At 39.2% G+C, this 24,713-nt stretch carries 30 protein-coding genes; 2 read left to right on the forward strand and 28 right to left on the reverse strand.

Annotation, left to right across the window (positions count from 1 at the left end; all coding sequences use genetic code 11):
• The first annotated feature begins 99 nt into the window (after nt 1-99).
• Together I2484_RS12845 and I2484_RS12850 are read left to right on the forward strand one after the other, a co-directional pair.
• The gene (locus I2484_RS12845) at nt 100-1,053 is read left to right on the forward strand and encodes a hypothetical protein (protein WP_207151437.1); all 954 of its coding nucleotides are present in this window, start codon (nt 100-102) and stop codon (nt 1,051-1,053) included.
• Nucleotides 1,054-1,203: 150 nt separating this feature from the next.
• Entirely contained in the window at nt 1,204-1,449 is a 246-nt protein-coding gene (locus I2484_RS12850) for a hypothetical protein (RefSeq protein ID WP_207151438.1), read from the forward strand.
• A gap of 341 nt (nt 1,450-1,790) precedes the next feature.
• Here I2484_RS12850 and I2484_RS12855 read toward each other — a convergent pair whose 3' ends face one another.
• From I2484_RS12855 to I2484_RS12990, 28 genes are all read right to left on the reverse strand, one after another.
• Nucleotides 1,791-2,129, reverse strand: a complete 339-nt coding sequence (locus I2484_RS12855; RefSeq protein WP_207151439.1) for a YolD-like family protein — start codon at nt 2,127-2,129, stop codon at nt 1,791-1,793.
• 1 nt (nt 2,130) lies between these two features.
• The gene (locus I2484_RS12860) at nt 2,131-2,397 is read right to left on the reverse strand and encodes a YolD-like family protein (protein WP_207151440.1); all 267 of its coding nucleotides are present in this window, start codon (nt 2,395-2,397) and stop codon (nt 2,131-2,133) included.
• Between the two features lie 59 nt (nt 2,398-2,456).
• Nucleotides 2,457-3,719, reverse strand: a complete 1,263-nt coding sequence (locus tag I2484_RS12865) for a Y-family DNA polymerase (RefSeq protein ID WP_207151441.1) — start codon at nt 3,717-3,719, stop codon at nt 2,457-2,459.
• Complete coding sequence (locus I2484_RS12870) at nt 3,720-3,923, reverse strand: LexA family protein (RefSeq protein ID WP_207151442.1); 204 nt, start codon at nt 3,921-3,923, stop codon at nt 3,720-3,722.
• A gap of 14 nt (nt 3,924-3,937) precedes the next feature.
• Nucleotides 3,938-4,306: a YhjD family protein gene (locus I2484_RS12875; protein WP_207151443.1), complete on the reverse strand. Its 369-nt coding sequence runs from the start codon at nt 4,304-4,306 to the stop codon at nt 3,938-3,940.
• Between the two features lie 3 nt (nt 4,307-4,309).
• A complete protein-coding gene (locus tag I2484_RS12880; protein ID WP_207151444.1) occupies nt 4,310-4,531 on the reverse strand; it encodes a transcriptional regulator in 222 nt (73 codons plus the stop codon).
• Nucleotides 4,532-4,844: 313 nt separating this feature from the next.
• A complete protein-coding gene (locus I2484_RS12885; RefSeq protein WP_207151445.1) occupies nt 4,845-5,009 on the reverse strand; it encodes a hypothetical protein in 165 nt (54 codons plus the stop codon).
• Between the two features lie 89 nt (nt 5,010-5,098).
• A complete protein-coding gene (locus tag I2484_RS12890; protein ID WP_207151446.1) occupies nt 5,099-6,574 on the reverse strand; it encodes a DNA cytosine methyltransferase in 1,476 nt (491 codons plus the stop codon).
• 94 nt (nt 6,575-6,668) lie between these two features.
• The gene (locus tag I2484_RS12895; RefSeq protein WP_207151447.1) at nt 6,669-6,941 is read right to left on the reverse strand and encodes an LPD28 domain-containing protein; all 273 of its coding nucleotides are present in this window, start codon (nt 6,939-6,941) and stop codon (nt 6,669-6,671) included.
• A gap of 64 nt (nt 6,942-7,005) precedes the next feature.
• Nucleotides 7,006-7,674, reverse strand: coding sequence for a RadC family protein (gene radC / locus I2484_RS12900; protein WP_207151448.1), 669 nt, complete (start codon nt 7,672-7,674; stop codon nt 7,006-7,008).
• Between the two features lie 181 nt (nt 7,675-7,855).
• On the reverse strand, nt 7,856-8,047 hold the full coding sequence (locus I2484_RS12905) for a hypothetical protein (RefSeq protein ID WP_207151449.1): 192 nt from the start codon (nt 8,045-8,047) through the stop codon (nt 7,856-7,858).
• A gap of 433 nt (nt 8,048-8,480) precedes the next feature.
• The gene (locus tag I2484_RS12910) at nt 8,481-8,876 is read right to left on the reverse strand and encodes a hypothetical protein (protein ID WP_207151450.1); all 396 of its coding nucleotides are present in this window, start codon (nt 8,874-8,876) and stop codon (nt 8,481-8,483) included.
• Between the two features lie 192 nt (nt 8,877-9,068).
• A complete protein-coding gene (locus tag I2484_RS12915; RefSeq protein ID WP_207151451.1) occupies nt 9,069-10,133 on the reverse strand; it encodes a hypothetical protein in 1,065 nt (354 codons plus the stop codon).
• Entirely contained in the window at nt 10,126-10,542 is a 417-nt protein-coding gene (locus I2484_RS12920; protein WP_207151452.1) for a hypothetical protein, read from the reverse strand. The genes I2484_RS12915 and I2484_RS12920 overlap by 8 nt, the downstream gene beginning before the upstream one ends.
• 101 nt (nt 10,543-10,643) lie before the next feature.
• Nucleotides 10,644-11,747 (reverse strand): DNA polymerase III subunit beta, encoded by a 1,104-nt coding sequence (gene dnaN / locus I2484_RS12925; RefSeq protein WP_207151453.1) that lies wholly within the window; start codon nt 11,745-11,747, stop codon nt 10,644-10,646.
• A 67-nt stretch (nt 11,748-11,814) separates the two neighbouring features.
• Nucleotides 11,815-12,129, reverse strand: coding sequence for a single-stranded DNA-binding protein (locus I2484_RS12930; protein ID WP_207151454.1), 315 nt, complete (start codon nt 12,127-12,129; stop codon nt 11,815-11,817).
• A 12-nt stretch (nt 12,130-12,141) separates the two neighbouring features.
• Nucleotides 12,142-13,521 (reverse strand): CHC2 zinc finger domain-containing protein, encoded by a 1,380-nt coding sequence (locus I2484_RS12935; protein ID WP_207151455.1) that lies wholly within the window; start codon nt 13,519-13,521, stop codon nt 12,142-12,144.
• Nucleotides 13,522-14,211: 690 nt separating this feature from the next.
• Nucleotides 14,212-15,288: a hypothetical protein gene (locus I2484_RS12940; protein WP_207151456.1), complete on the reverse strand. Its 1,077-nt coding sequence runs from the start codon at nt 15,286-15,288 to the stop codon at nt 14,212-14,214.
• Nucleotides 15,289-16,132: 844 nt separating this feature from the next.
• Complete coding sequence (locus tag I2484_RS12945; RefSeq protein ID WP_207151457.1) at nt 16,133-17,137, reverse strand: hypothetical protein; 1,005 nt, start codon at nt 17,135-17,137, stop codon at nt 16,133-16,135.
• A gap of 126 nt (nt 17,138-17,263) precedes the next feature.
• Nucleotides 17,264-19,084, reverse strand: a complete 1,821-nt coding sequence (locus tag I2484_RS12950) for a vWA domain-containing protein (RefSeq protein ID WP_207151458.1) — start codon at nt 19,082-19,084, stop codon at nt 17,264-17,266.
• Nucleotide 19,085: 1 nt separating this feature from the next.
• On the reverse strand, nt 19,086-20,513 hold the full coding sequence (locus I2484_RS12955; protein WP_207151459.1) for an AAA family ATPase: 1,428 nt from the start codon (nt 20,511-20,513) through the stop codon (nt 19,086-19,088).
• Nucleotides 20,514-20,605: 92 nt separating this feature from the next.
• On the reverse strand, nt 20,606-21,478 hold the full coding sequence (locus I2484_RS12960; protein ID WP_207151460.1) for a hypothetical protein: 873 nt from the start codon (nt 21,476-21,478) through the stop codon (nt 20,606-20,608).
• On the reverse strand, nt 21,475-22,071 hold the full coding sequence (locus tag I2484_RS12965; RefSeq protein WP_255550386.1) for an NYN domain-containing protein: 597 nt from the start codon (nt 22,069-22,071) through the stop codon (nt 21,475-21,477). The genes I2484_RS12960 and I2484_RS12965 overlap by 4 nt, the downstream gene beginning before the upstream one ends.
• Nucleotides 22,068-22,493, reverse strand: coding sequence for a hypothetical protein (locus I2484_RS12970; RefSeq protein WP_207151461.1), 426 nt, complete (start codon nt 22,491-22,493; stop codon nt 22,068-22,070). The genes I2484_RS12965 and I2484_RS12970 overlap by 4 nt, the downstream gene beginning before the upstream one ends.
• A gap of 304 nt (nt 22,494-22,797) precedes the next feature.
• Nucleotides 22,798-23,091 (reverse strand): hypothetical protein, encoded by a 294-nt coding sequence (locus I2484_RS12975; RefSeq protein WP_207151462.1) that lies wholly within the window; start codon nt 23,089-23,091, stop codon nt 22,798-22,800.
• A 147-nt stretch (nt 23,092-23,238) separates the two neighbouring features.
• Complete coding sequence (locus I2484_RS12980; protein WP_207151463.1) at nt 23,239-23,502, reverse strand: hypothetical protein; 264 nt, start codon at nt 23,500-23,502, stop codon at nt 23,239-23,241.
• A 6-nt stretch (nt 23,503-23,508) separates the two neighbouring features.
• On the reverse strand, nt 23,509-23,769 hold the full coding sequence (locus I2484_RS12985) for a hypothetical protein (RefSeq protein WP_207151464.1): 261 nt from the start codon (nt 23,767-23,769) through the stop codon (nt 23,509-23,511).
• A gap of 306 nt (nt 23,770-24,075) precedes the next feature.
• Nucleotides 24,076-24,699: a hypothetical protein gene (locus tag I2484_RS12990; RefSeq protein ID WP_207151465.1), complete on the reverse strand. Its 624-nt coding sequence runs from the start codon at nt 24,697-24,699 to the stop codon at nt 24,076-24,078.
• Nucleotides 24,700-24,713: the final 14 nt, after the last annotated feature.

A 24,713-nucleotide genomic window follows, 5' to 3' on the forward strand; every position in this document is an offset into this window, starting at 1 on the left:
TTTATAACAAGCATTCTATTGGATGAATGAGCGAAAGCCATTATTTCCTACGGAATGCTTTTTTTGTTTTTACATTTAACCAAAAAGGAGGAATTTCCAATGTGGAAAAAAGCCGTATTTATCATTATACTTTACCCGATTTTATGGGTCATTGATCTATTTATGAAATCTCAATTGTTGATTAGTTACCATGACTTTCTGATGAAATGGTGGCCTTATGGAGTAGTTATCGTTATGACATACTTCGCTATCCGGAAATTAGGAGATTTTAAGTATGAGGAAATGGAGAAATTACGAGAGTCACAGTTTTTCTCTGAGTTACGACGGTATCGTAATACACCGTTTATCTCACCCGTCATGCTGATGTATTTAATTAATCCACCACGCGCCTATCGTCCATATGACAGTGACTACGTGAATAATACGTTTTATCGAACCGTGGTTAACGCCTTCCGTGATCGAGTGTACATTATGTCGGATTATCGCCGCCCTCAACCTGAGCGTCGAGAACCCTATTTAAAGGTGGTTGGTTGGAAAACGTGCGGGGTATTATTCATTTATTTTAGTGCCCCCTTTAGCTGGCTTACTTATTGGGTCTTTGCAGATCCATCTATGCTAATAAAAGGTTGGCCACTCTTTACAATTCCGTTTGTAATATATGGCTTGATAAAATGCTCATTTATGATCCAGGCAATTATGGATCACCATCCAAAACAATTGGAACGGTTAATAAAGAGTGAGTCAGCTTATCAAGAACCTCAGACATGGCGTGAAGCTTTCCCAGACAAGTCTTTGGGTATTACGATTCTTCGTGCATATGAAATGGAAAAGGAATCTCGCATGCGGTATCATGCAATGTTAAAGCGAATACCGGTTCCAGAGACTACTATAGAATTTCATCATGCAAGCTTTCCACCTTATCCGCTGCCTTCACAACATTTGCCGCCCTGGACAAATGAAATGGAAGAACAATTTATAAATAAAGCGACGGAGTGGAGTGAACCAGGGAGTACAAAATCAAATGTAGTACCTCTTCGGAGAAAGATGAAATAAATGACAGGCAACTGGGGTTTCTTCTTATTCAACGCTCAATCGAATAAGGAACGAGCATAAGTTTTTCAATCCAAATATGAAGGAAGAATGTGCACTGAATTTTGTATTTAATGGGAGACATCTACGAAACATTAGGGGAGGATGAAGACGATGGAACAAGAATCTATGACGAATTCATACTCTGAAAAGATTATCATTCAACGGACTGAAGGCTCCGCTGAACCACATGAGATATCTCGAGAACTCAATCCTTTCGAGAATGCCTTCTATCCAAATGTAGGTACTCTGTTCGCTGTAAACAACGAAGTTTTAGAAGTTCTAAGCTACGATGAGGAAACTGGTATTGTAACAGTTCACAATCCTCATAGTTCTATCCCTAGATTCACATTAAAATAAGCTATATGCATCATATAAGAACCTCTGTAATAATACTTTTTCAAAATAAAAAGCATCGGTACTCCGATGCTTTTCTTGTTGTTGATAGCTATCATATGGGAGGTTGCCTGTCCTTTATTGTTTGACATGGTATGCAGGATTTGATAGATTTAGTACATAGGTTTCGGGCTCTCCGGTCCGAAATGTAGAGTGCGACCCGAAAGGCTCGCCGCTCTCCTTAAAAAAGTTTGAGAAATCCTCGTAGCTTCTCCGCTGCGAGGATTTCTTTTTGCTTATTTTCAATCCACCAATTATTTTCATTTATAGTTCAGTTCCACTAAAAAAATAGTGTTATTTCTCCGTCAATCCATAGATTGAACTTTAATAACATCTACAACCGGTATTTTATCATCACCGAACGGCCCCTCGATCGATATTAAGCTTAGGCGGTGATCGAGTACTGATATCTTTCCGGTGTACGTTATTAGCTTCCCTTTTCGCCATGTCGATACCTTAGCCTCGGACTGTCGCTTGTATGCTAATTCTAACTCCAACTGAATGGATTCTAATTCCCACTCATCAAACTGCGGTCGTTCTACTTTACCATCACTTTCCTTCCAATCTTTCACCGCTTGCACATGCTCCGTGAGCATCAAGCCTCTCCATTTTTTTGTTCCGCGATCACGAATGTTATCTAGCATCTCATTTCACGCTCACAATATTATTCATATTGATTTTTATGTTATCGTAACCAACTTGCAACGACAAAATCCCACGCTGGTCTTCGATTTCTATAACGACTCCCGTAAATGATTCATATCGCTTTTGGGCAAACATCGTGATTTCAACTTCTACACCGAATTCCTTTGATTCACCAATTCTCTCCCCGTTTTCAAGATAATTAGTTTCAGTTAGTTTTGGCCCTACCACTGTAACCTTAGATGCCTTTGGTTTTGGAATTACTGTCATCTTTATCATCCTTTCAGTTTTGGGATGGAGTTCGCTTTCCCCGATGCCATTTTGTCACATTACTTGTGTCCACCGACTAATTTCGACCGACCTATCGCCGTACCATCTTCCGTGAGCGAAACTGCCCGTAATATTGCTGTGCTTCCATATTTATCGCGGATATTATCCATTACCATTCCTAATTTACGATTTCGAACCTTGTGCTCATCAAAAAAGCTTAGTTGCATAGAAGTTTCATCTTCTAAATTCGTAATTGATATAGAAATTTTTCTAACGGGGCGGCCGTCGTGAAACTTATCAAATATAGCCACGCACGTTCGGTAAATTTTTAGTGTGTCATTTGTAGCTTCTTCTATTGATAACGCCCGACTAAATCCACCGCCTAGAGCATGCTTACTATAACCAATTCCCAGGTGGACAGTCCTACCCTCTTTCCTCGCCTCTCTCGCTCGACGAGTAACATCCTCACACATTTCTAATATGACTACGAGGACTGATTCACGGGTTACATAATCCCTGAATAGCGTCTGCCCTTTTCCGTAGCTCATAGCTTGATTCTCAAGCATAGGTGCTCCAATTTCGGATAAGTCGATCCCCCACGCGTGATGGTAATATTGATTTCCCATTACGCCAAATTTCTTTTCTAAACTTTTTAAATCAGCATGAGCAAGGTCCCTAACTGAAAAAATCCCTATATTGTTCAGGGATTTTTCTGTTTGATTGCCAATCCCCCACATTTCACTTAATGGAGAAACTGGCCATAATTTATTCGGGACATCTTCGAAGGTCCATTTTGCAAAACCAGTCTTTTTTGCTTCTAAATCGAGGGCTAATTTTGCCATTAACATATTTGGACCCATTCCAGCTGTCGAGGGTAAATTTAGCGTTTCTAAAATTTCCGCTTGGATATCCTTAACCGTTTTAACTGGATCTCCCCATAACTTTTCGGTTCCAGTTAGGTCAATAAACGATTCATCGACTGAGTAGACATGTATAGCCTCTGCTGGAACGTATTTGTGTAGGATGTGAGTGATGGACATTGACATATCAATAAAGTAAGACATTTTCGGTTCAAACAATCGAATTTCGGGATGGCTAGGAATTTCAAAAAATCGATTACCAGTCTTGATCCTGAATTTATTCTTCATAACGGGACTGGCCGCAAGCACTACACTGCCCCGTTTATTGAAATTACCAACGACTGCAATTGGCACAGTTCGAATATCTAAATTATGCAGTGTAGCCATGCAGCTCGCATAAAAACTCATCATATCGATACAGGCGATTTGTTTAATTGGCTGCCCCTTATATATCGGATGCATTTAAATCACTACTGTCAATGTTCTAGGGGATGAGGCTACGAAATTGACATACCCTTTTTCTTTCAATCTGTCCAGATGACCATGAACTGTTGATGATGATTTGAGACCGACTGCTGTAGCAATCTCTCGAATCGTTGGGGGATATTGGTTTTCCTCTGTATAGCTTTTAATGTATTCTAAGATATTTTTTTGACGTTCGCTCATTAAATATCAGCTCCTTAGTTATATTGATTTCCGGACTTCGTAAAATAGATACTTATCAATTCCTCGGTTCTGTTCCGTAGCCGTATATTCATGTAGCGTCTTATGTCCTCATAGCCACCATGGATAAACACGTACTCAGTGAATGTATCATCTTTGCCCTTTTTAATTAACTTCATGTTTTGGCTTCGTGCATAATTATTTGTCTCTTTCAATTCGGCTCGAACAATCTTCAAGGTGCTTTCGACGATCTTGATATAAGGTCCTTTCAATTTGAATGAACTCGTTTCAATCACTTCCCGGTCCCTCTCTAAGATATTTATAATCATCGGTAAGTAAATCATCTTTTCGAAGTACGGTAATGCTTCATCTGGGATTAACGCCATGACTTAGTTCACCATTCTTTCTTTCGTTTTGACGGGAACAAGCGCAAGCAAGTTATCAATTGTAAAAGTACGTTTGGATTTACGTAGAAAACAGTATGCACGAAACGATACTTCACCGACCTGCAGTACATTGATTCTTCGTTGGCTGATTGTTCCGTCTGCAGCCATGTACATCATATCTAGGAACTCGTTATATTCCAGTGACTTCATTAATTGATTACGCACACTTGTTCCCTCCTTTTGTTCCAGTATACAGAATGAATGTTCGTATTGCAAGCCACGAATAAGAAAGATGAGTGTTATATTTTGGTATTTCGATTTGTTTGCAACTAACCCACTCGATATCACGATACAGAGTCGCGCGAAGAGATTCCTGGAAGGTCTTTAGCGGTACTCGACACGTTAAGCGAAAGACGTTTTGATGTTCAATAAAAAAAGCGCCCAATCCATAATTTATGGACGGGTCGCTTATCACTTCATGATTCCTTACTGAGTCTTCAAACACATAGTCACTGAAGATTATCTGTTTTGATTGACCTTAATTATTTATATACTTGTAAATATTGATTGTATCTTCTAAATCGCATAAGCGACTAGATATAGCTAATTGAAAATCCTCTTCAGAAAGCTTCTCTTTTAATTCATTTTCAATAGCTCTTTGTATGTTATCTGGCAATAAGAAGATAAATGTCGTTTTATCCATTAAAAGCACATCCTTTTTAGATATTATCACTCTTGTAAAGTAAAGTTTTTAATAACACACCTATTTGATTGGGAGTGTCTTTAACTTTTTTAATAATAAATCGCTTGCGGTTGAAGAAGTGAATTATTAAACTTCTTAATAGCTCCCTTTACAGCTTTTGCGATAGCACGAGTCATTTCTATAGGAATAGAATTACACACCATTTGCTGAATCGAAGAAAGACTGCCAGTAAACAAATAATCATCACTGATTCCGAATAATCTCGCACACTCTCTCACACTTATCGTGCGATTTTCCGATGGATGTAAAATATTTGATTTCCGGAAGTTCGGTAACGCAATAGAAGGCTTGTCCCATAAAAGTCGTCTAAATACATGACTATGGGTTTTACCTTCTTTCATACCATTAGACATTAATTCGGTTGGTAGTTCTCGCCAATTTGACCCTGGACCGATGTGATTCATTCTTTCAATGGTTTCTGGTTTAGGTTTTGTAAAATCCAGTTGGTTTCGCACCTTATCATTTAAGCCATTTAATGCTTGTTTGACGGTCGTATACGAATCCTCGTTATGTGTGGGACTTGGTAACTCAATGTATCCAATTTTCGAACCGATGATAAAGGCTCTCTTACGCAGTTGTGCAGTCCCGTAATCAGCTGCACAGAGTACACCGGAGGTAATATCAAAGTCTCTCAATTCATCGAAAATCTCTTGCTTGAACATCCCGTTACCGGCTGTTAGTAGTCTTGGCACATTCTCTAGTACAAAGACTTTGCAATTAGGATTATTTTTAATTGAATCAATATACTCCCGAACAAGTAGATTGTTAGGGTTATCCAAAAAGTTTGTGTGTCGATTAGAGTTTGAAAAACCTTGACAAGGCGAGCCGCCAATCATAACGGTAGAACCAATTTTATTAAATGCACTTTTGTCGAATTCTGTAATATCAACGCATGCAATATCATTAGAATGATTTAATCGATAACTCATAACGGCTTCGCTATTATTCTCTAATGCAAATTTTACTTGAAAGCCTTCTTGGACAAAACCCTCATCCATGATACCTGCACCGCTAAATAGGCTAATAACATCAAATGATAGCTTCAGCCCGTTCTTTGCTGTATCAGATAAACCGATATGTCGAAGTAAAGGATCCGCTACTTTTAATGCACGTTGAAAGTAGTTTGTGTATTTAGTATCTGCAACTGCACTTTGTATATCCTCAGATGTAGTATCAAGTATTGTCGTATGTTCGTTAAACTTTCCTACAACACGAATACGATTTTGCTCTATTATTATTTCTAAATGTTTTGCACCCTCTAAAACACTTAAAACTGATTTATCTCGAATGTCGATAACTGGTTTGACATAATCTCTCATTCGACGTTTGGATACACGATTCTTGGTCTCTTCCGTTCGTTCTGATGGCCGAATAGTGATTGACCGTCCTTTTGTATCGATTTCGTAAACAAAAGGTATAGAAGGTTGGAAATTAGTTTGTAACAGTTCTTTATCCTGAATGTATATTCCTCTTGTAGAGTTTTTGGCTTTCCTAGTCTTTAACATAGTATGGCTCCCCTTTTATAAAAAAAGAGTAGCTGCATTGAATATGCAACCACTCTTTTCTATTATTCGAATCAGATTACAAAATCACACAAGTTTAGTGTGCACGTAATCCGTATAATACATTTTCTACATCCCATTTTTCATCGTCTGAAAGAACAAATCCAAATTCATCGATGTGTAATGGTTTACTAGTTGCAATCGTAGCCAAGTGATTAACGAATACAAAGTTAGCTATTTCGCATGGACTGTCTTGGCATTCATCGTCATGACGAATTTCGTAATAAAATAAGTTTTCGTCACGTTCTGATGTAGGTATTCGTAAACTTGTACTAAATACGATTTCAACATTTTGGATTGAATTTTTCATGCTCTACCCCTTTTCATACAGGTCTTCTGTTTTTCACAAGATAAATATGTCTTTAAAAACAAATTCACATATAACCTTTGTCTTTCAAAGATATATAACTATCATTTGCCACAATGATATGGTCCAGACATTCTATGCCTAACGTTAAGCCACAGTCCACCAACCGCTTAGTGACCTCAATATCCTCTGCAGATGGAGAGGAATTTCCACTGGGGTGCTGATGAGCTACAATAATAGATGCAGCAGTCTTCTCCAAAGCAAATTTAAATACCTCGCGCGGGTGAACTATGGTGGAGTTGAGCGAACCTTTAAAGATTACTTTTCTACCTGTTACCTCGTTTTTCACATTCAGACAAATAACAACAAATTGTTCCTGCTCTTCATGTCGCAAATGCCGAAAATAGTGATATGCATCTTCGGGGCTTCTTATTGTAGAAGTTTCTGGAAGGTCCATTTCGCCAATTTTCTTCGAAAGTGCTATCGTGGCTTCAAGTCGTTCGCCCATGGCCTTAGATATTCCCTCAAGTGAAGAAAAATCTTTTGCAGTCATTGCGAGCAAATCTCTTACACTCAACAGTGACAATTGACCACATACATTTACATCTGCAGAACGTCCAATCACAATTGCGAGTAAGTCCTGAATTGAGGATTGGTCCTTTCCATACAGACTCATTCTTTCTTTCACAACATCAATGTAGGATTTATGGTCAAGTTGAAATAGATTAGTTTGCATTAGTAGTCTCCTACACATACTCCGGCCAAAAGCGGCAGAGTATGTGCCGCCTCGTTATATGCCGGAGGGGAAGGCAAATTTTAACCAAAATATTTTTTGGCTTTTCCGAATTTTATCGTTCTACAAACAGAAGATAACTTCGCCAACTGAACTAACCGTCTGGCGAGTTATGTCAATCCATTCATTTTTTTTCAGCATCAATGGGAAACACTTTTAAATGTTCTAAGCCATTTACACAGTGTTGTGTAACGGGAACAGGAACAGGAACACGTTTTACGACAGACATTGTTACATGTTCATGTCGCCTTTTCATACGTTGCATAATTGCATGCATTAGTGGTTCCTCCTCAAAGGGTAAAATTTCTTGACTCATTTAAATCTCTCCTTAAAAAAGTTTTGTTATCCTTATTTCGCTGTGCGTCTTGCATTTTCTCCGACACAAGAGATAGGATACGAATTTGCTGATACTGATACTCCGTTAATTAACAGGTACTGCTTCCTCCTTTCGTTAAAGTAAATAAGCATAAAAAATACGCCTATTCATTAACAAACAAAAGATGAACCCTCCCTAAAGAAAAGGTCATTTGTTCGCAAATGAATAAGCGCATGATGGTACACATTGGTGAAAACTCTCTCCCGCGTGGGTGAGATCAAAAATAAATAAAGTATACTGTATTATATCACGAATCGATCAGCCTACATAATATCAGAATTTCCTATCTTCACTTTATACACCGTATTTATCGATAAAAGTTAGATATGTGATTACGTTCTATTGTGTAAAATAACTCCCTTTCCTCTATTGATTAGTATTGCTTCTTCATGTGTTTTTCGAATTTCTTAATTAAATATCTAACTTTCTCAACCGTATATCCATTCTTTCTTGCAATGAATTCCATACTTTCACCACTTTTAAAACTTCGAATTAGAGAAGTATAGTTTTCTTTTTTGTTGAATGTATCAATCAAGCTTTCAACTGTTGTAATAGGATACTTATATTTTAAAGATATAAATTCGATGCTTTCATCTTTTAAAAAGTCCTCTAATATAGAGTTGTACTTTTCTTTTTGCTTGTATTTCACATAAATTTGTCTTGGCCTACTCCGACTTACATCGATAAATTCACTTATAGCATTAAAAGTTTTTCCGTTTTCTCTTAAGTTATTCACCAATAATTCTTGTTCGGTAAAATGATACATCACATAAATCCCCCTTAACTCAATGAAGCAACTATAACATCAAATTATTTATGCTTGAAGGACATTAAGCGGACATTACAGAAAAACAACATTAAATTTTTACAGAGCCTAAAGAATAACCCCCCCGACAATTCAAAATCATCAAGGGGTTTTAAGGAATTTATATAATCTTCGTTTTGTAGTCCTAAAAAGAATTTAAAATAATGCTAATTGGGTCAATTCATATGTTCTAACATCATTTGCTCTAGCACCTTTTAATTCGGAAGAAAAAGCAATATTATCTTTTTCAATTTCCGCTAACGTTTCTTGTTCAAATTTGGATAACTTCATGCTAAACGGTGGATTCGATAAGACCACATCAAAGGAGTGTTCTCTTGCCATTGCTTGAACGATCTTAAATCGTAAAGCTTTCGGCATAGTTGACCATTCCTTTTTCAATTCTTCTTGATACTTATACACTTCTTTATGCCGTTCACGTACTGGGTGAAGATAAATATCTTCAAATACGCTATCCTGCTCGAAAATTTTACGGGGAGCTTGAAATTCTCCAAGGAGTGAATTTCCACAATAGATTCGCGTATCCGTTTTAAATTCAAAATATTGATGGACCCGCTGCTCTTCTGGGTGAACATGAATCCCCAGGATAGGCGCTGGCGTAAACAAAAGCTGTGGTTTATAGAAAAACGAATGGATGCACGCCGCCTTAACCATCAGCAAGCTCAAGTCCATTCCTACCATGTTTAAAGACTTTAACGGCAGGATAATACTTCCTGGACCAATGCATGGTTCCAGAACAGAATCCGTCCAATTTGGATCCATCATCATTCCCATCGCCATCGATATGCTCAAAGGTGTTGGGTAATAAGATAAGTGTCCAGACGATCCGTTTTCCGCAAGAAAACGACTGAGATAATCCGATGGGTTTCTAATCAAATCCTCCCATGGAAAGTGTTCCTCCAAATGCGCTTCAATTCTAGTTGAGTATTTGGGAGCTTTGCTGCACCATGCAATTCCGATTGCATATCCAATCCAGTCGATTAGATCATGCGAACGGTGCCCTTCTCTTGCAGCTGTATCAAAGCAATCTTGCAATGTTTTAAAAACCGATTGTTTCCCGCTAGTTGATATAGGCGCATAAGGGGCAGCGTCGCCTTCCATAAAGACACCTTTATCAATGATGTCAGTCCAATTCCCCCATAGATTATAAGAGTCGCTATCGATTAACAGACATGTGCTGCGATTCCATCCGAACTCACGCATATTGATTACCCCCAACTCTAATGGATTCATCGCTCTTTTTTTCATAAAGAGGCGGCACAGTACCAACCAGTGCATGTAACTTTCCTTTATCAAATCGAACTAAGGAACAAGCCGCTGCTTCGATTGATGGATCAAAGTTAAGGAAATGGATGAAACGTTCTACTTCACGCCCGGTGATAGGTGTCTGAAAGCGACCGTATGAATGTGTCCCGTTTTTGTAATGGATATGATAAGTTCCATACCCCCCACGTTCTTTGCGTATAAGTCCCTGGCTTGAATACCCAGAGAGTGATAGTTGGTACCCACAATGCAGGCATGACATAATTGTTTCTCTTGTGCTTTCAATATGTGATTCGGTTACAACGCCGCCACAATATACACATGCGGATGTAAGTTGAATAAATGACATAAGACATTCCTCTTTCTAAATAAGGTTTTTGGTCCAATATAATGATTGGATTAAATAAAAAAGGACAATCCCAGTATTAGGGAAAGTCCTTTTTTAACTAATTAAGCTGTACGTATTGGAAGCACCAATTGCGTCAGCGTTGGATCTTTTTCACTGAAGATAAAGATCGGTTTCTCATTGCTCTGAATATGCAGCGTTACTTCTTCTGTAGTAAAAGCCTTCAAAGCATCGCTTACAAAAAGGGCATTAATAGTGAACTTTACAGGTTCTCCATCAATAGCAGCTTCAAGTGTTTCTTCTATCGAGCCGGATTCATCAGATGCGCTATAAATGCGTAATGCACTCTCTTGCGGCTCTAACGTGATGGATCGATATTGTTCATCCTTAGCAAAGGTTAAGGACCTGTTAATGGATGCTAGGAGCTCCTGGCGATTTACTTTGACCTTCAACGAGGCATTGCATTGAATCAATCGTGAGGTGTTTGGATATTCACCTTCTAATTGTCGAATGTATACTTCACGGTCACTCGTTTGGATAAGTATATGATTACCTGCTGGGATCAACGATAGCTGCTGTTTCTCCTCCAAAGTATTCACAACTTCAGCCAGGCGTTTTGCCGGAATATTTAACGTCGGAAGTTTTAAAGGTTTTGGTATAGTTTTTTGGCTTAACCTATGTGAATCTGTCGAAGTTACTCTGAAGCTCGTTTCATCACTTTGCATATTAACGGCTTTTAGAATCGGACGTCCATCTTTATCCGATGCTGAAAAAGCAGTTTGAGTAACCAGCATAGTTAACACCTCTGTCGTTAACGTAATGCCATCCCCTTTTACATGCTCTGGAATACCCGGAAGTTCTCCATCGACTCCATTTATTTTCGCAGATGTTTTGCCTTGCTTCACTTCGATCTGATTCGTATCGAGTAGCGTGACAGACATCATTCCACTGGAAAGTTTTCTCGTTACCTCCTCTAATTTTGGGGGTAACAGCAATTCTCCTGGCGTTATAATTTCAACGATGACATCCTCTCCATTTGACAGAGCGACTTTCTTAACATACGTCACTTCACCGTCAGTGGCTCGGAACGTCAATCCATCTTTTTCGCTTACAGACAAATGGATGTGTTGCATGATCCCCTTACCTCGGAATCGTGATATTTCGCTGAATACCGCCTGAAGTGTTGTTTTTTGTATTTTCATTTTCATGATTAATAATCCTCCTTAAAAAAGTTTTGAGAGAGCAGAAATACTGCGTCTCTATTACAAAGGTCTACTAGTTCTGCAGCGGCGAATCATAGAATTCACAATCATCAACTTCTACTTCAAAGCGCACTTGTTTTTCGCCGTTTTTTTCAAATGTGTGCGAACGCCATAAGCCTTCAATGCCGACTCGTTGACCCTTGGAAGTAAAATTCGAAATTACTTCCGCTAGACCACGCCAAGCCACACATGGGATAAAATCGGTTTTCTTGAAACTCCCTTTTCGTGAGTCAACCGCAATGACAAATGTACATTTTGCTATTCCAGATCCCGTATATGTTAGTACCGGTTCTCTGGTCAATCTGCCAACTGCTATATATTTTTGCATCGTAAACTCCTCCTACATCCGTTGTAATGCATTTAAGTCTACCAGTTTCCGTTCACCTGTTCTCAGGTTCACTTCAAACGGCAGTTTATTTGCAAGCAACAAATCATCGAGTCCTTTTCCATCATTCAAGTTCCACGTCCACAAATAAACATCAATGCCTAACTGGAGCACTTGTGCAGCAAACTCTTTCAGCGTTTCAAAAAGAGACTGTTGTTTTTTTGCGGATTTGGCGGAATCATCAATACGTTGTAGTGAATCCATATCATACGCAATGATGAACTTCTCCACTCCCCATTCTTTAATCAATGGAAGCATATCTCGGAAATTACCTACACCAGGTGCACCAAATACCGGAATTTCAAGGATATTAGCGCTGATATTCGATTTGTGCTCACCTTCCGTCGCTAACAAAGTGCTAACGCGAAACACTTCTGGTAAGCATGTGCCAGGCTGCCAAGTCTTCATAAAGGAAGTAGGAACAACGACATTTAATGGTGCACCACTGCTCACACCATTTTTCCTCCATCGTCTCGGTTGTTCTTCGGTTTCTAAGTTGTGCTGGGATGAAAACCAAACATACTTAGGATTACCATCATCTTTCCGGATGCGAAGTCTAATGATTCGTCCGTATTCATCGCGTACTGGAATGAAGTAACCGGCGGCGGCGCTTGGCATATAAACCCATACGCCTTTCCTCTCTTCATCTACCTCAACTAGACTGTCTGGAAATACATGAGTCATGTGCTCTGGGATAAAGATTTGACTAAATCCAGGAATCCGTTCAAACGGGAACCCTTTGCTGCTCATTTGTTCGTAAATCTTGACCCATTCTAGCTGAGAAGGTACAGACCGTAGCATAAGCGTCTGGATATCTTCTTGGGAATATTTACGTTCATGTGTCCATTCATGTTGATGTTGATTGTGGATTGGGCAAAGGGATAGAAATACCCTGTAAACCTGATCGACTATTTCAGCAGACTGAACAGGAAGTTCGACAAACCTATTTCCTGTTTTACGGGGTTTGTACTCCTCATTACCAGGCTTGAGTATTTTACCGTCTTCTGTCTTGATTGGGATTCCCATAAGCTCGGCAATACCTCTAATACTCTTCAAAAAATGTTGTTTGGGCTCATATTCACCAAATTCATGCCATGCAAAATAAGAAATAGAATTATTTCCTCCTGCACCGCATCCACCTCCACCAAAACATTTGAATATGTTTTTGTTGGGTTCGATAAAAGTATCAGGCGTACTCTCGTTATGCTGAGGGTTGGGACAACAGACGTTGTATTGTTTACCAGCTCGTCTTGGTTGATCTCCTAGTGCCTCCGCTAACTCTAAAATTGGTACAGCCTTTACTTGTTCGATGGTTTCCTGACTAATTCGCGACATTAAACCACGACCTCCTTAAAAAAGTTTATTAAAAATGGGCATATACAAAAAAACACCCATCTCAATAAACGATGCCATCCTCATAAAAGGAAAGTTCGTTCACTCAGATGAGCGTTTTAAAAAAAATAAAAACGTTCCTCCCGCGTGGGTGGAATAATAAAAAGGTTAAAAAGGTATATGTACAGTATACGGTAATGAATATAATTTGTCATTTGTTTCTTATAAGCTATTAATACTGAAAAATTTATATAGACTCTATCTTCAAGACCAACCTATTGTAGAAAAACAAAGTCGGTAGTGGGAAATAGAATACAACTCAATAATAGGTATAGAAAGAACACTAAAAGATAGGGAGCCTGTCTATATGCGCTACAAAGCATTGGGGTTATTGGGATAGGCGGTTTGTCAAAAAGGTTCTAAATAAATTGTACATATGTTTAAACAGGTCCTATTAAAATTATCCTCATATGCACATACAGCAAAAGATTTACTAACAACCGTAAAACGATTTTAATTTTTATTAACATCCTGAAAACAATCCCTATATATGGGTAACAGCGTTTTTTTATGAAGTAAGAGTTAAAAAAGAGCAAAAAAAAGTTCAGTAACCCTAAAAAGGATCCTGAACAAGATTTATTAATTGTCGGTTGATTTTAAGTGCATAGGGAATAACCCTTGCGATTTAACAGTTTACGCAAGGGTTTGTTCAGCATTTAAAAACGCTGGAAGTGGAATCTTCGTTAGAAGAGCTTCTTTTTTTAACTCGACTTTAAAGTTCGTATGTAGTTCTTCGTATTGTGTTTTTAAGATTGGACGAATGATTGTGCGGAAGAATCCACCGAAGTTACCAATTTTTTCGCCTTCTCGATTCTTTAAGACATAGACGGTCTTATGGATAGTCTCATGTATCAATAATCGTAATTCTCGTAATCCTTCGCCAGCAATATTCGTCATTGGATAGAATGTATCCAGACAATCTTGTTGTAAGGAACGGAATGCATCACGCACATCGCCGCCCGTATATGGAACCGGTAAAGAAGTAAGTGTTGCTTGTAATTCTTTCCGAAGAGTTGCACGTAGTACGGCTTTCTGCTGGTCATATTCAGTATGATCGTAGCATTCATCCACAAATGTAAAAGAGAACATCTTGTCTTTTAAAAATCGATGTGCCGCCTTCTTCTCTTCAGTTGATTTGATTAGTAAGATTAGGCGATTCATCCAGTCCGTAATATTCCGTGTTGTTTTACCCATTTTTCTAAGCAACGTTTCCACTTTCAATGGAATACTTTGTTTATTACGACGTGTATGTTCACGGGATAACGAATTCAATACATGTAACAAGCCCAATACTCCGGATACGTCACGGGCACGGATAAAGTCATTTAAGACACCGGACTGGAGCAAGTGGTGCGGAATGATAAAGTAGTTCATCTTGCCTTCTTGGTCGGGAGTATTGTTATTTGCGTACTTAGTAATGGTTATGTAGGCCTTGCCATTTTGGACATTGCGCTGAAGAAGCCCCATGTCAAATAAATGATGGTAGCCTTTATGTATTGAACAATACGGTAGCTGATATTTGTTGGACATGTGTTTCAATACAAGTTCATCTTCACGAATCCTTCCAAATTCATCACAATAAAAGTGGAATAATATAAATGTTGCTAAAGAAGATGCAGTAAGGCGCAACTCTCCGCTATATTCGCGATTATATAAATCTAAAAAATTCAATTCTTGTTGGAAAAACTTCACGCCATTCAATTTACTCACGGGAATGCACCTCCTTCCTGTCATCTTCTAATATAAGTTAAGTAAAATAGTTCGATTGCCATTGTCAAAATGAAAAGAAGTGGGTATACTTATATGTAATTAAAGAAAAGCGGCCGCATTTAAGGGGCCTCCAATACGTTTCCTTTTTTTAGAAAAGGCGTACAGAGACTTTTTGTTTATGAGTTTGATTTTGATTTTGAATCCGAAGTTATCTTTGAATTCAATTCACAACACCTGACAGCATTGCTCGTGCTTAACAGTTGGTAGCTGTTAATCACACCGTCCTCCCAAATTTGTCGTTTCGGAAGACTTATTCTTTTAATCACACCGGTCGCTCCCCAGCGATCGGTTTTTTCTTTGCATTTGGTAATCGCATTTGAAAAATGGACAACAAAAAAATGCGGATTTATATGCATTCTTAAATGGATATAACTATCCCGTTAAGAACTGCCAAATGATTGTTTATAGTTTATCATAGTTGTAGACTATCTGGAAGTTATTTCTGAATACCACCGGTCACCATTCGATATAATAAAACAAAAAATGGGCATAAGAAATTAATCTTATGCCCGGTGCTTCCGGAGATAGAGTCGTTTTTTTTATTAATCGGGTTTAAAACTATGAGTTCATTATTACGAAATAAACGTGTATTGTCAATAGAACGTACATTCTATTCCTAGAAAGCAAAAAGCTCCCCTTAGTAAAAAGAGAAGCTTTTCTATCATTTGGCATCATAAATTCGCATTTATAACGACCGATTAAGTTGTAAAGTGATTGTATAACAGTTTTATAAAAAAAGCAATGCTAAACTGAAATAGTTTGCAATATTTTACTCAAATGCTATTTAATTGATGCTATCTTGTTCGTATTCCACGAAACATCCACATCCGCCGAAATCAAAAATGTCTAATTGCTTTTCATCTTCCAGGAGTTCTTTGTCAAAACGACTTAATGGATATGGTTTAGGTATCCCCTTGATAGATTTCTTCATGAAACTGTACGTTGTGAATTTAACGTTTTCGGGTGAAGCAGTTGCCGCTGGTGGTATATACATTTTTGGTTTATCCATTCGGCCATAAAAGTAATCGCGGTAAGCGTCATCGATTTCTTGGTATAAGTATTCGCGTTCCGACTCACAGATTTCATTGTCTGGAATCGCTTTAATGTACCGGTACGAGTCCACACAAACCTTTAAATGGTGTTCTTGTTTCAATAGTTTTTTGAATTCGTCAGGCATTTGTTCTTTTAAGTTTTTGAAATGCGCCTGCCCCGCCTTAACACAACGCCCCATACAATTATTATGAGTGAAGTGCATGTCATATAGTCGCGGTTGACGTAGATTGTATTTCGCTAACACTTCGTTATGTTCCACATACTCATTGATTAGTGGCATTTCTACATCAAACGGCCTCCAGTTTTTCCGAATTGCCTTCTCGCGATGCATTTCATCAAAACCTATTCCGAAATAAAGTGTAGCTCCCTGGATAAAGTCATCGGATTTCAAACGTTCTTTATTTCTCCATTTTTCAATTAAGGGTTTCTTGCCCCTTTTCAAAAAGTCTGCCGCCACTTTCATTTTCAAGAGCTTAGAGCAATCCCCAATCCGACTATTGAATACAAGTTTCTTTTCAAACATCAATTCTAGAGGATTTAGTCCAGTTGCGTGTGTGAGCATAGGTAACTCTAATCGATCCGCTGCTTGGTATATGAACCGATAGAGATCATCATCCTCCCACTGAGTATCTGTAAAATAGAGAAGGATATTGTCATTCGGAAAACGTTCTTTAACGTGGTGTGCGACAGTAAAGCTTGCCTTCCCACCACTAAAGAAAATAATATGATTTTTCATAGTCTCCTACCTTTCTTATTCGCTTTACGCGATAAAACCAACACTGACTAGCAGCGTTGGTTCAGTTTAATATTATTTAGACAGCTGAGTTTCAATTTGAATACTGCGCCAAGTCCATTGGAATACTTATCGTCGTTGACGAATTATCCGTTTAACGTGTTTTTGCAATTCCTTTGTAATGCCTTTATTAGCAGCAATTACACGACCAGGATACATCTTCTTAACCATGTCAACTGTGTAAGTGTCGTGATCGCCTATAAATAAGCATAAAACGTCAATACCTGACTTCTCCGCCTCTTTTACCATGTAGGTGATCGTTTCAGGACTTTCATTATTTTCGAAAATCGGCATACCGTCAGATAACATAATTGCCAAGCGGATCCCTTCAGTACGTAACTGTGTACGGTCAAGAAGGTATTTGAGGGCTACAGTGTCCCTATTACCCGCAATCGCTTCAATCCCACCAATCGCACGTCTATGTGTATCAGATAAGGCGGCGTCTGTAGGTTTCAATCGAAAGACCATAGTTTCGTCATACTCTGTGAAAGCATAAGCTTCAGTAGGAATGCCTGCTATCTCTGAAGCCTCTAGTAGCAAAGCAAGACCTTTACGCATTTCTTCGTATATCGGCACGCCGTTCGATAAGTAATTATCAGTGGAACCGCTAATATCCGTCATACAACCAATAAAGGCATCTTCTTTTGGAGTTCCTTTAAGTTGCTTGCTGAACACATGTGAGTCTTCACAGTGAATGGCTCTCCATGCATGTCCAGCCATGAAACGACCACTTCTTATATTACGTCTTGCTTGTTCAGGAACAGCTTCTAACAACGCCTTGAGCTCTTTAGCAACGGGTTTAATATACCGTTGGACTTTCGAGAGTGAATCTCTATAGGTTTCAAGACTAGGTTCCACGATCGGTAGCTCATTGACAGTGGCGCTCAAGTCTCCTCTTTCCCCTATGAAAGTCACGGTTATTTTCGAAGGAGTTTCTTCAGCTATTTCCTGTTCAACCTCAGCCTCGTCCTTTTCAAGACTTTTTGCTAGCTGCCGTAACATAGCTGCTTGTTTAGCTTCTCTTCCATTAGATTTAGCTGGCCCCTCATTTTCTTGTTCGTTAACGGATGATGGTTCATATCGTTCTAGCACAGTTCGGCCATGTTCCGCCGCCTCTTCTGCACTTTCTGCCCAAGTTCCACTTGTCATATCTGACGTAAAGGAATCCGTATCAGAGGGTTCGCTGTCTTCAATATCCATCCATGTCAACAATGTTGGCCAAACTTCACGAATCACCTCAGTGACGCATGCTAAGGATGCTTTGGTAGTAGGTGCAACGCGGACTTTGTCGATTAAGGGTTGGACCCTGTTTACTAATTCAACAACATCCTCTAACCATTCTTCCATATCCTCCATACCAAGTACGCGGTGAGCATAAGCTATTCTGAAATCATCTAAGTTAGTTTTCCCTACACCATCAAATCGTTTACCAAAGCGCCACTCGTAGTTGTTTAAGTCAAGATAAGGTTGTTGGCTCGGTGTTTTCAAAACGATTAAACGTTCCATCCGCCCATCGAGACCCATATTTCCAAAGTATTGCAACCAAGGAAGTGGATACTTTTCGTTAGCCAGATAATCTTCCTTTGAAGTAGCAATCATTTCTTTTTGCCAGTCGATATAATCCTGTAAAAAATCATATTCGCTATGTCCTGCTTCATGAACTCCATGCCCATAGCGAAGTGCGCTAAGTTCAGGTTCCGTAAAAGTACGATGGTGTTCAGTCTGCATGTCGTATTTCACGAAGATGTCCTTCCCATTGAAATAAGAAGTTTCATCATTTGTCCAAGAGAAACCGAATGACTTTTTAAACAAACGACGAAGAGACCGAAATAAACGGTCGCCTTCTCGTTGTTTGATACGTTCGTTACGGGGAGTTAAGAGTACACTCATCTCAGTACCCACCTTTCTGGTATTCATCCTCTTCAGCAGAAATCGGGAAGTCGCCCCATGCCGAATCCCGGATCATATGTCGAAGCGCCATATATTCATCTAGGTCTTCGATTTTGTTCAATACATAATCCTCGATGATTTCATGTTTTGTTTCTGCAGTGATGCCGTTTTCAAGGAAGTAGCGGGCGGCGTCTATATATCCACGGATGGTAGATGCTGCATGGCCCTGACTCTCTTCCTGAATTAGTTGGTCCACAGCCTTTTTAACCTTTTCTAGGAACAAAAGTCCGTGGCGATCATGTAGACCCGTCTTGTTCTGAATCATTTCCACGAATTCTAATGTAGATGGTAAACGAAGAACGGCAAAACGATCTTTAAAAGCATCGTTTAAAGCGCGAACTCCTGCATAACCAGCACCTACGTTCATGGAACCTATCATCAAGAATTGGGAATGGCGTTTAATCGCACCGACAGGGCTTGATAGAACTCGGTTCTCGTCTAGTAGTGAGTGGTAGACAGAAGTAACATCTCCCATCAACATATTGACTTCAGCCATGTTCGCAAGACCGCCATTTTTAACGGTTGAGGCAAATTGACTCAAATCAAATGTGCTTTCTCCATCCCGAAAAGCAGGTTCCCCGACAATTGATTCTTTTGTTTCGTCTTTGTTCCCCACGTGAATGGTTTGCGGCAATCCAAGCACCCATCCGATAGTAGCGATAAGCGTGTCTTTACCTGTACCTTTATCTCCAATTAATATCAGGTCTTTGCCAAGTAGGACGTGGCGTAATGCACGTGCAAGCATAGGACCTGAATACGGGTAGTGAGGTTGTTCCGGTTTAATCATCATTGGTAAGCAAGAAACAGTGGCATGAATAGCACCACGACGTTCTAATACCCGATGTATTAAAGCCGGTGGCAATCCTTCCTTGTCCAAATAGGTTTGAACAGTCCCCCATCCTACATTACAGTCCCGAATTTCAGTCGTGGTTGTAGGTGCCGCCGCGTCTCCTGGTTCAACAGGGGCGGCGACAGGAGGCGCGTCTACTTCTTCAATAGGTGCGAGCAATCCGAATTGAGAATTCACATTCGTAAAGTCAATATCATTTAATTGTTCATGGATGGTTTCGATTTCCTGTATAGAACCTTTTGTCGAAAACTTAACAAGCGTCTCGCCAATCGTGTCTATGATGGAACTAAAGACGTTTAAGTGCTTACAAGAAACACCCTTCTCATTGGCTTCACAGTAATGAATCGCTTTGAACTCATCGTTTTGGAAGAGAATGTAACCAGAAATGTCAAGATCCTTAAAGACGACCCGGTAATTATTGTTAACGGAATCGACTTCGATTGATGAAACATGTTGATGTAGATTTGCTTTCATATCCTGGATAGCCATTTTGTTTAAAGTTATTTTTGCAATTTTCATGTGTAATTCTCTCCTTAAAAAAAGTTTTTGTGGTCGAGCCAATTAAAAAGAAAGACAGTCCTCCGAAGAGTGCCGCCTTTCCAATGAAACGGTTATACCGCTTGATTATTTTCGATTACGGGTACCTCTTTTGATAGCCGTAATCGATTGTCATTATTGTTGAGCCATCCTTTCACTCGCAAGACAGCACGATTAGGTAAAGACCTCGCAAAATCTTGATGCAAAATGGGAATGACCATTTCAACGGTATCTCGCGACTCCAACATGACTGGAACCGTCGAACTGTTGTCTTGATTGAAAAGAATGTCACCTACAATTGCTACCCGGAAAGAGATTGGTTTATTGCTAGAGGTAGAGGGTTGGAAATGCTCATTGGCAGCAATTGAATCTGGATGAATCGATTCAGGAATTGCATTTTGTTCTTCAGCAGAAGAGAGCATACCCGTTCCAACTAATCCATAGCCCATGAAACCAAGAGCCCGTCCGATAGCAGAAGTCTGTGCATTCGCACATGGATTGGAAGCATCGACGCCGCCACCAAAACCAACTTCGACAATTCCTGTAGATGTTCCAAACACTTCTGATTCAATAGTGACTGATACTAGTAGTCGATCAGCGATTGATTGGAAAACTGGCGGATGAATATCTAGTCGTTTACCTAGCTTTACGTGTTCATCTCTTGCCATTCGAACACGTCCGTCAACAGTCATATATGGTTTTTCAATAGAAACATATGTCCCGTTTTGTGTGGAAAACATGCCAAGCTTATCTGCTTCGGCTGTAATTTTATATTGTACTTTGTTAATCTTCACATTCTGAGGCAATAAAACCAAAAAGTCATGATACTCTTCAGGAATACGCTTTTTTGCCTGGATGATCTCTTGTTGCGTATGAAAAATATCATCCTTACCTTTTTTCAATACGTAATGAGGTAGATTTGCTGTAGGCTTATTGTTGGTTGTCATATGGCAACACTCTCCTTAAAAAAGTTTGTATTAGTTCGGTCTTGCCACAAAATGTGTTGTGGTTCGATCCAACTTATAACATCTTCTAACCGAATAACGACATCGGCTATCTCCGTAATCATCGCAGCAGGAATGTTCTTTGATACGACGACATGAACTCGTGCTCCATACATTTGCGCGCGTTTAATAGCGGGAACTAAATCGCCATCTCCGGAACACACGATAATGTCTTGGAACCCATCCTTCGCAAATATGGCCAAATCCATAGCGAGCATAACGTCTACTCCCTTTTCAATGAATTTGTTACGACCATGATCGACAACAGTGAATCCTTCATGTACTAGGATGTCATCCCGTCCTAAGGCACGAAAGAATCCCGCACGCTTTGTATGACGTTCTGGATGAGTTAGCACAGGCACGTTCGCACCATAGAAGTGTTTCTCAGATGGATAACCAATGTACCTTTGTAGTGACTCGTAAAAAGCATTCCAAGGATTGATACCTTGTACGCCTATGCGGTGCAACTGACCCATAATGTTCATTTCGTCTACTAAAATAGCAGAACTCGTCATGATTTGATGTTGATTTCTCATGAAATAATTCCCTCCCATAACGTAGTTTGATAATCTTCTTGATAAACCGGAACAAAGTCGAGGACGTGCATAGGCACACCATGACCTGTTCGCTTTTCTATCAAAAGACACCACTCGTTTTTTCCGTATGGGATTCCCGCGATCTCAATCTGTTTATGCGGATACACATACCACTCACCTTCACGAATATAACCGTAAGAAGAAAGATCGGGCAGTGAACCGGCGAAAAACAGTTTGATACTTCTACACGTGAATCCATTGCGCTTAATTTGAGTGTATAGATGTTTAATTTCGGAAAACTCTACATCTGACTCACACACCAATAGGCGCCAGTGTTCTGATTCTTGTATTCTTAAAAAACCTGGCAAATCATCTTTAAAAATTGCCGTCTTGCTGCAATGCCAGACGGTTTGAATTCGCATTACGAACACATCCTCTCTCAATCTATCAATAAATGAACACAAAAAAATACGCTCATTTGCAAAGGATTGAAAACATGAAAACTCTCAAAAAAGAGTTTTTAGTCAATCGCATGCAAATAAGCGTATAGTAACCGGTTAATGTACGTCTCTCCCGCGTGGGTGAGAATAGAGAAAAAGTAAAATAATATAAGGTTAGCATATCATAGGCAGCGGTATTTGAAAAGAACCAAACGGGGGAAAGCCCATGCTTAAATAACCATGTTCAGGCGTGTCTGTTCTAATTGGGGGCGGCGTCTTGAACACCTTAAGAACTCGGGTTTTCAACTCCAAAGTTCCGACCTGTAGATGTGACGCCGGTTTCTATAGTCAGTATCCACTCTTGTAAGTCATCTAGATTGAAATGTCTTTCGATTAATTCTGTTGGGAACTTTTCAGGATTGTCTCGGAACCAATACATTTGTTCTAAAGCATTCGGCATTTTTCCAAACGAGAAAATATATTCATGATTTACCTTATTTCGCTCTCGATATGATCTTCGAAGGTAAATATAAAATGCACCATTGGATTTCTTTCTTGTGAGATAGCCACTTCGTTTCATTTATTCACACCCGCTCCCTTTTTTCCCCTACCATTGATATTTACAACGTGTAGGGGAAAAGTGGTATTTTTATATATACTTGTACTAGTCATTTCCGCCTCTCCTTTGCAGTGTATAATGGACGCATTAGCTTGTTTTCATTGAACATTATGCCATTATTACTGCATAGTGATGCTTAACAGAAGGGGCAGTCGCAATCACGGTTGCTCGTAACTCGTCTCCGAAATCAAGAACGGATATTTCCACCCCTTTTCGATGCTTTTTGCTTAACTTGTCAAAAACCTTGTGAAAAGTAGAGTCGTTATGCCAACTGGTGTCTATGATTTCACCATTTTCATCTATAGTTTGAACTTCAAAATCAGAAACCATTTCCAGTCTTGAATCCCCGTCTATCAAAAATTTCGCCATCATTGAATGTCAACCCCCTTTCTGCTGCGTTTTATGTGTTTGCAATGCATCGGTACTAATAGTCCAATTTGACCCAATTACACTTCCCGTTAAACTTTCACGAGACCATTCTTTCCAATGTTTAACGTAAAACATCAAATCCCCATCAGCATCTAATTTTGCTTTGGTATAAGCATCTGAGCAATCTCCTGATGGCTCAAATATTCTTTCGGCAATTTGACCAACTTCTAAATTATCTAACATTTGTCCAGTAGTTAATAAACTTCTCATTACTTTCACTCCTTCGCATTATAAACGTGAAGTTTGCTACCAATCCATAAAAATCACGGTGTGTGGTGGGTAGTGAACTGTCATTTCGAAACCTTTTCTACCACTTATAATTATTGCTACTATATCTTACGCAATTACAAAGTGAATGTTATGCAGTTAATCTCTTATTTTCTTCCGTTTCCTTCTGGGTTTCCGCAAAGTTTAATTCCGTTCGTATCACATCCGTAACACATTAGTAATACACGGGTAACAGAACGTGTTGGTATATCAAAAAGTTTATAGAAGGCAACTTTTTATAGCTAGAAATTATGATGACTTTTCAAGTGATTTATCAGACACGTACCAAAACTGGAATTGTTCATCATCCAAGTATTCAAACATCATCTGTGACCGTTTAAACGAGTCCTCTAATAAATTCTTGGCTGAAGTTATGTTGTGGTTTCGTTCGGTGATAAGTAGATTAATCATTTTGTATTGACTGTTACGTGAAGATATATGAACTTCTAGAGCTTGATGTAGCTGCAGGGAGATGAAAAAGGATTCCTTTGCTGCAGCATGAAATTCTTCGAAGTATTTTGGCACTCTAGCTTCATCGAAAACAATTCGAGCACTCGTTAGTTTATTTTTGAATGCTTGAAGTTCACTTGACGGAATGACCCTACTTCTTTCTGAAAGGTCCTTTAAAAACCCACTCATCGCTAGATTAACTTCTCGGTACTCGGAGTATACTTCGTCCATGTAATGGACTACTTGTTCATGCTTGAAAATGACATAGCGGTCGTATACTTTACTTCCTCCAAACAGTGTAAGTACGATTATAAGTGCGAACAATAACATCCAGGAACGGGATCTAGGAGAACCCTTTTTGCCATGAATCTCCTTTGGTTTCCACTGACTTATATTCTGAGATTCTGTTGGCTTCGCCGTCATTATTTTCTCACCTT

The organism is Sporosarcina sp. E16_8 (assembly GCF_017347095.1).
Lineage (GTDB): Bacteria > Bacillota > Bacilli > Bacillales_A > Planococcaceae > Sporosarcina.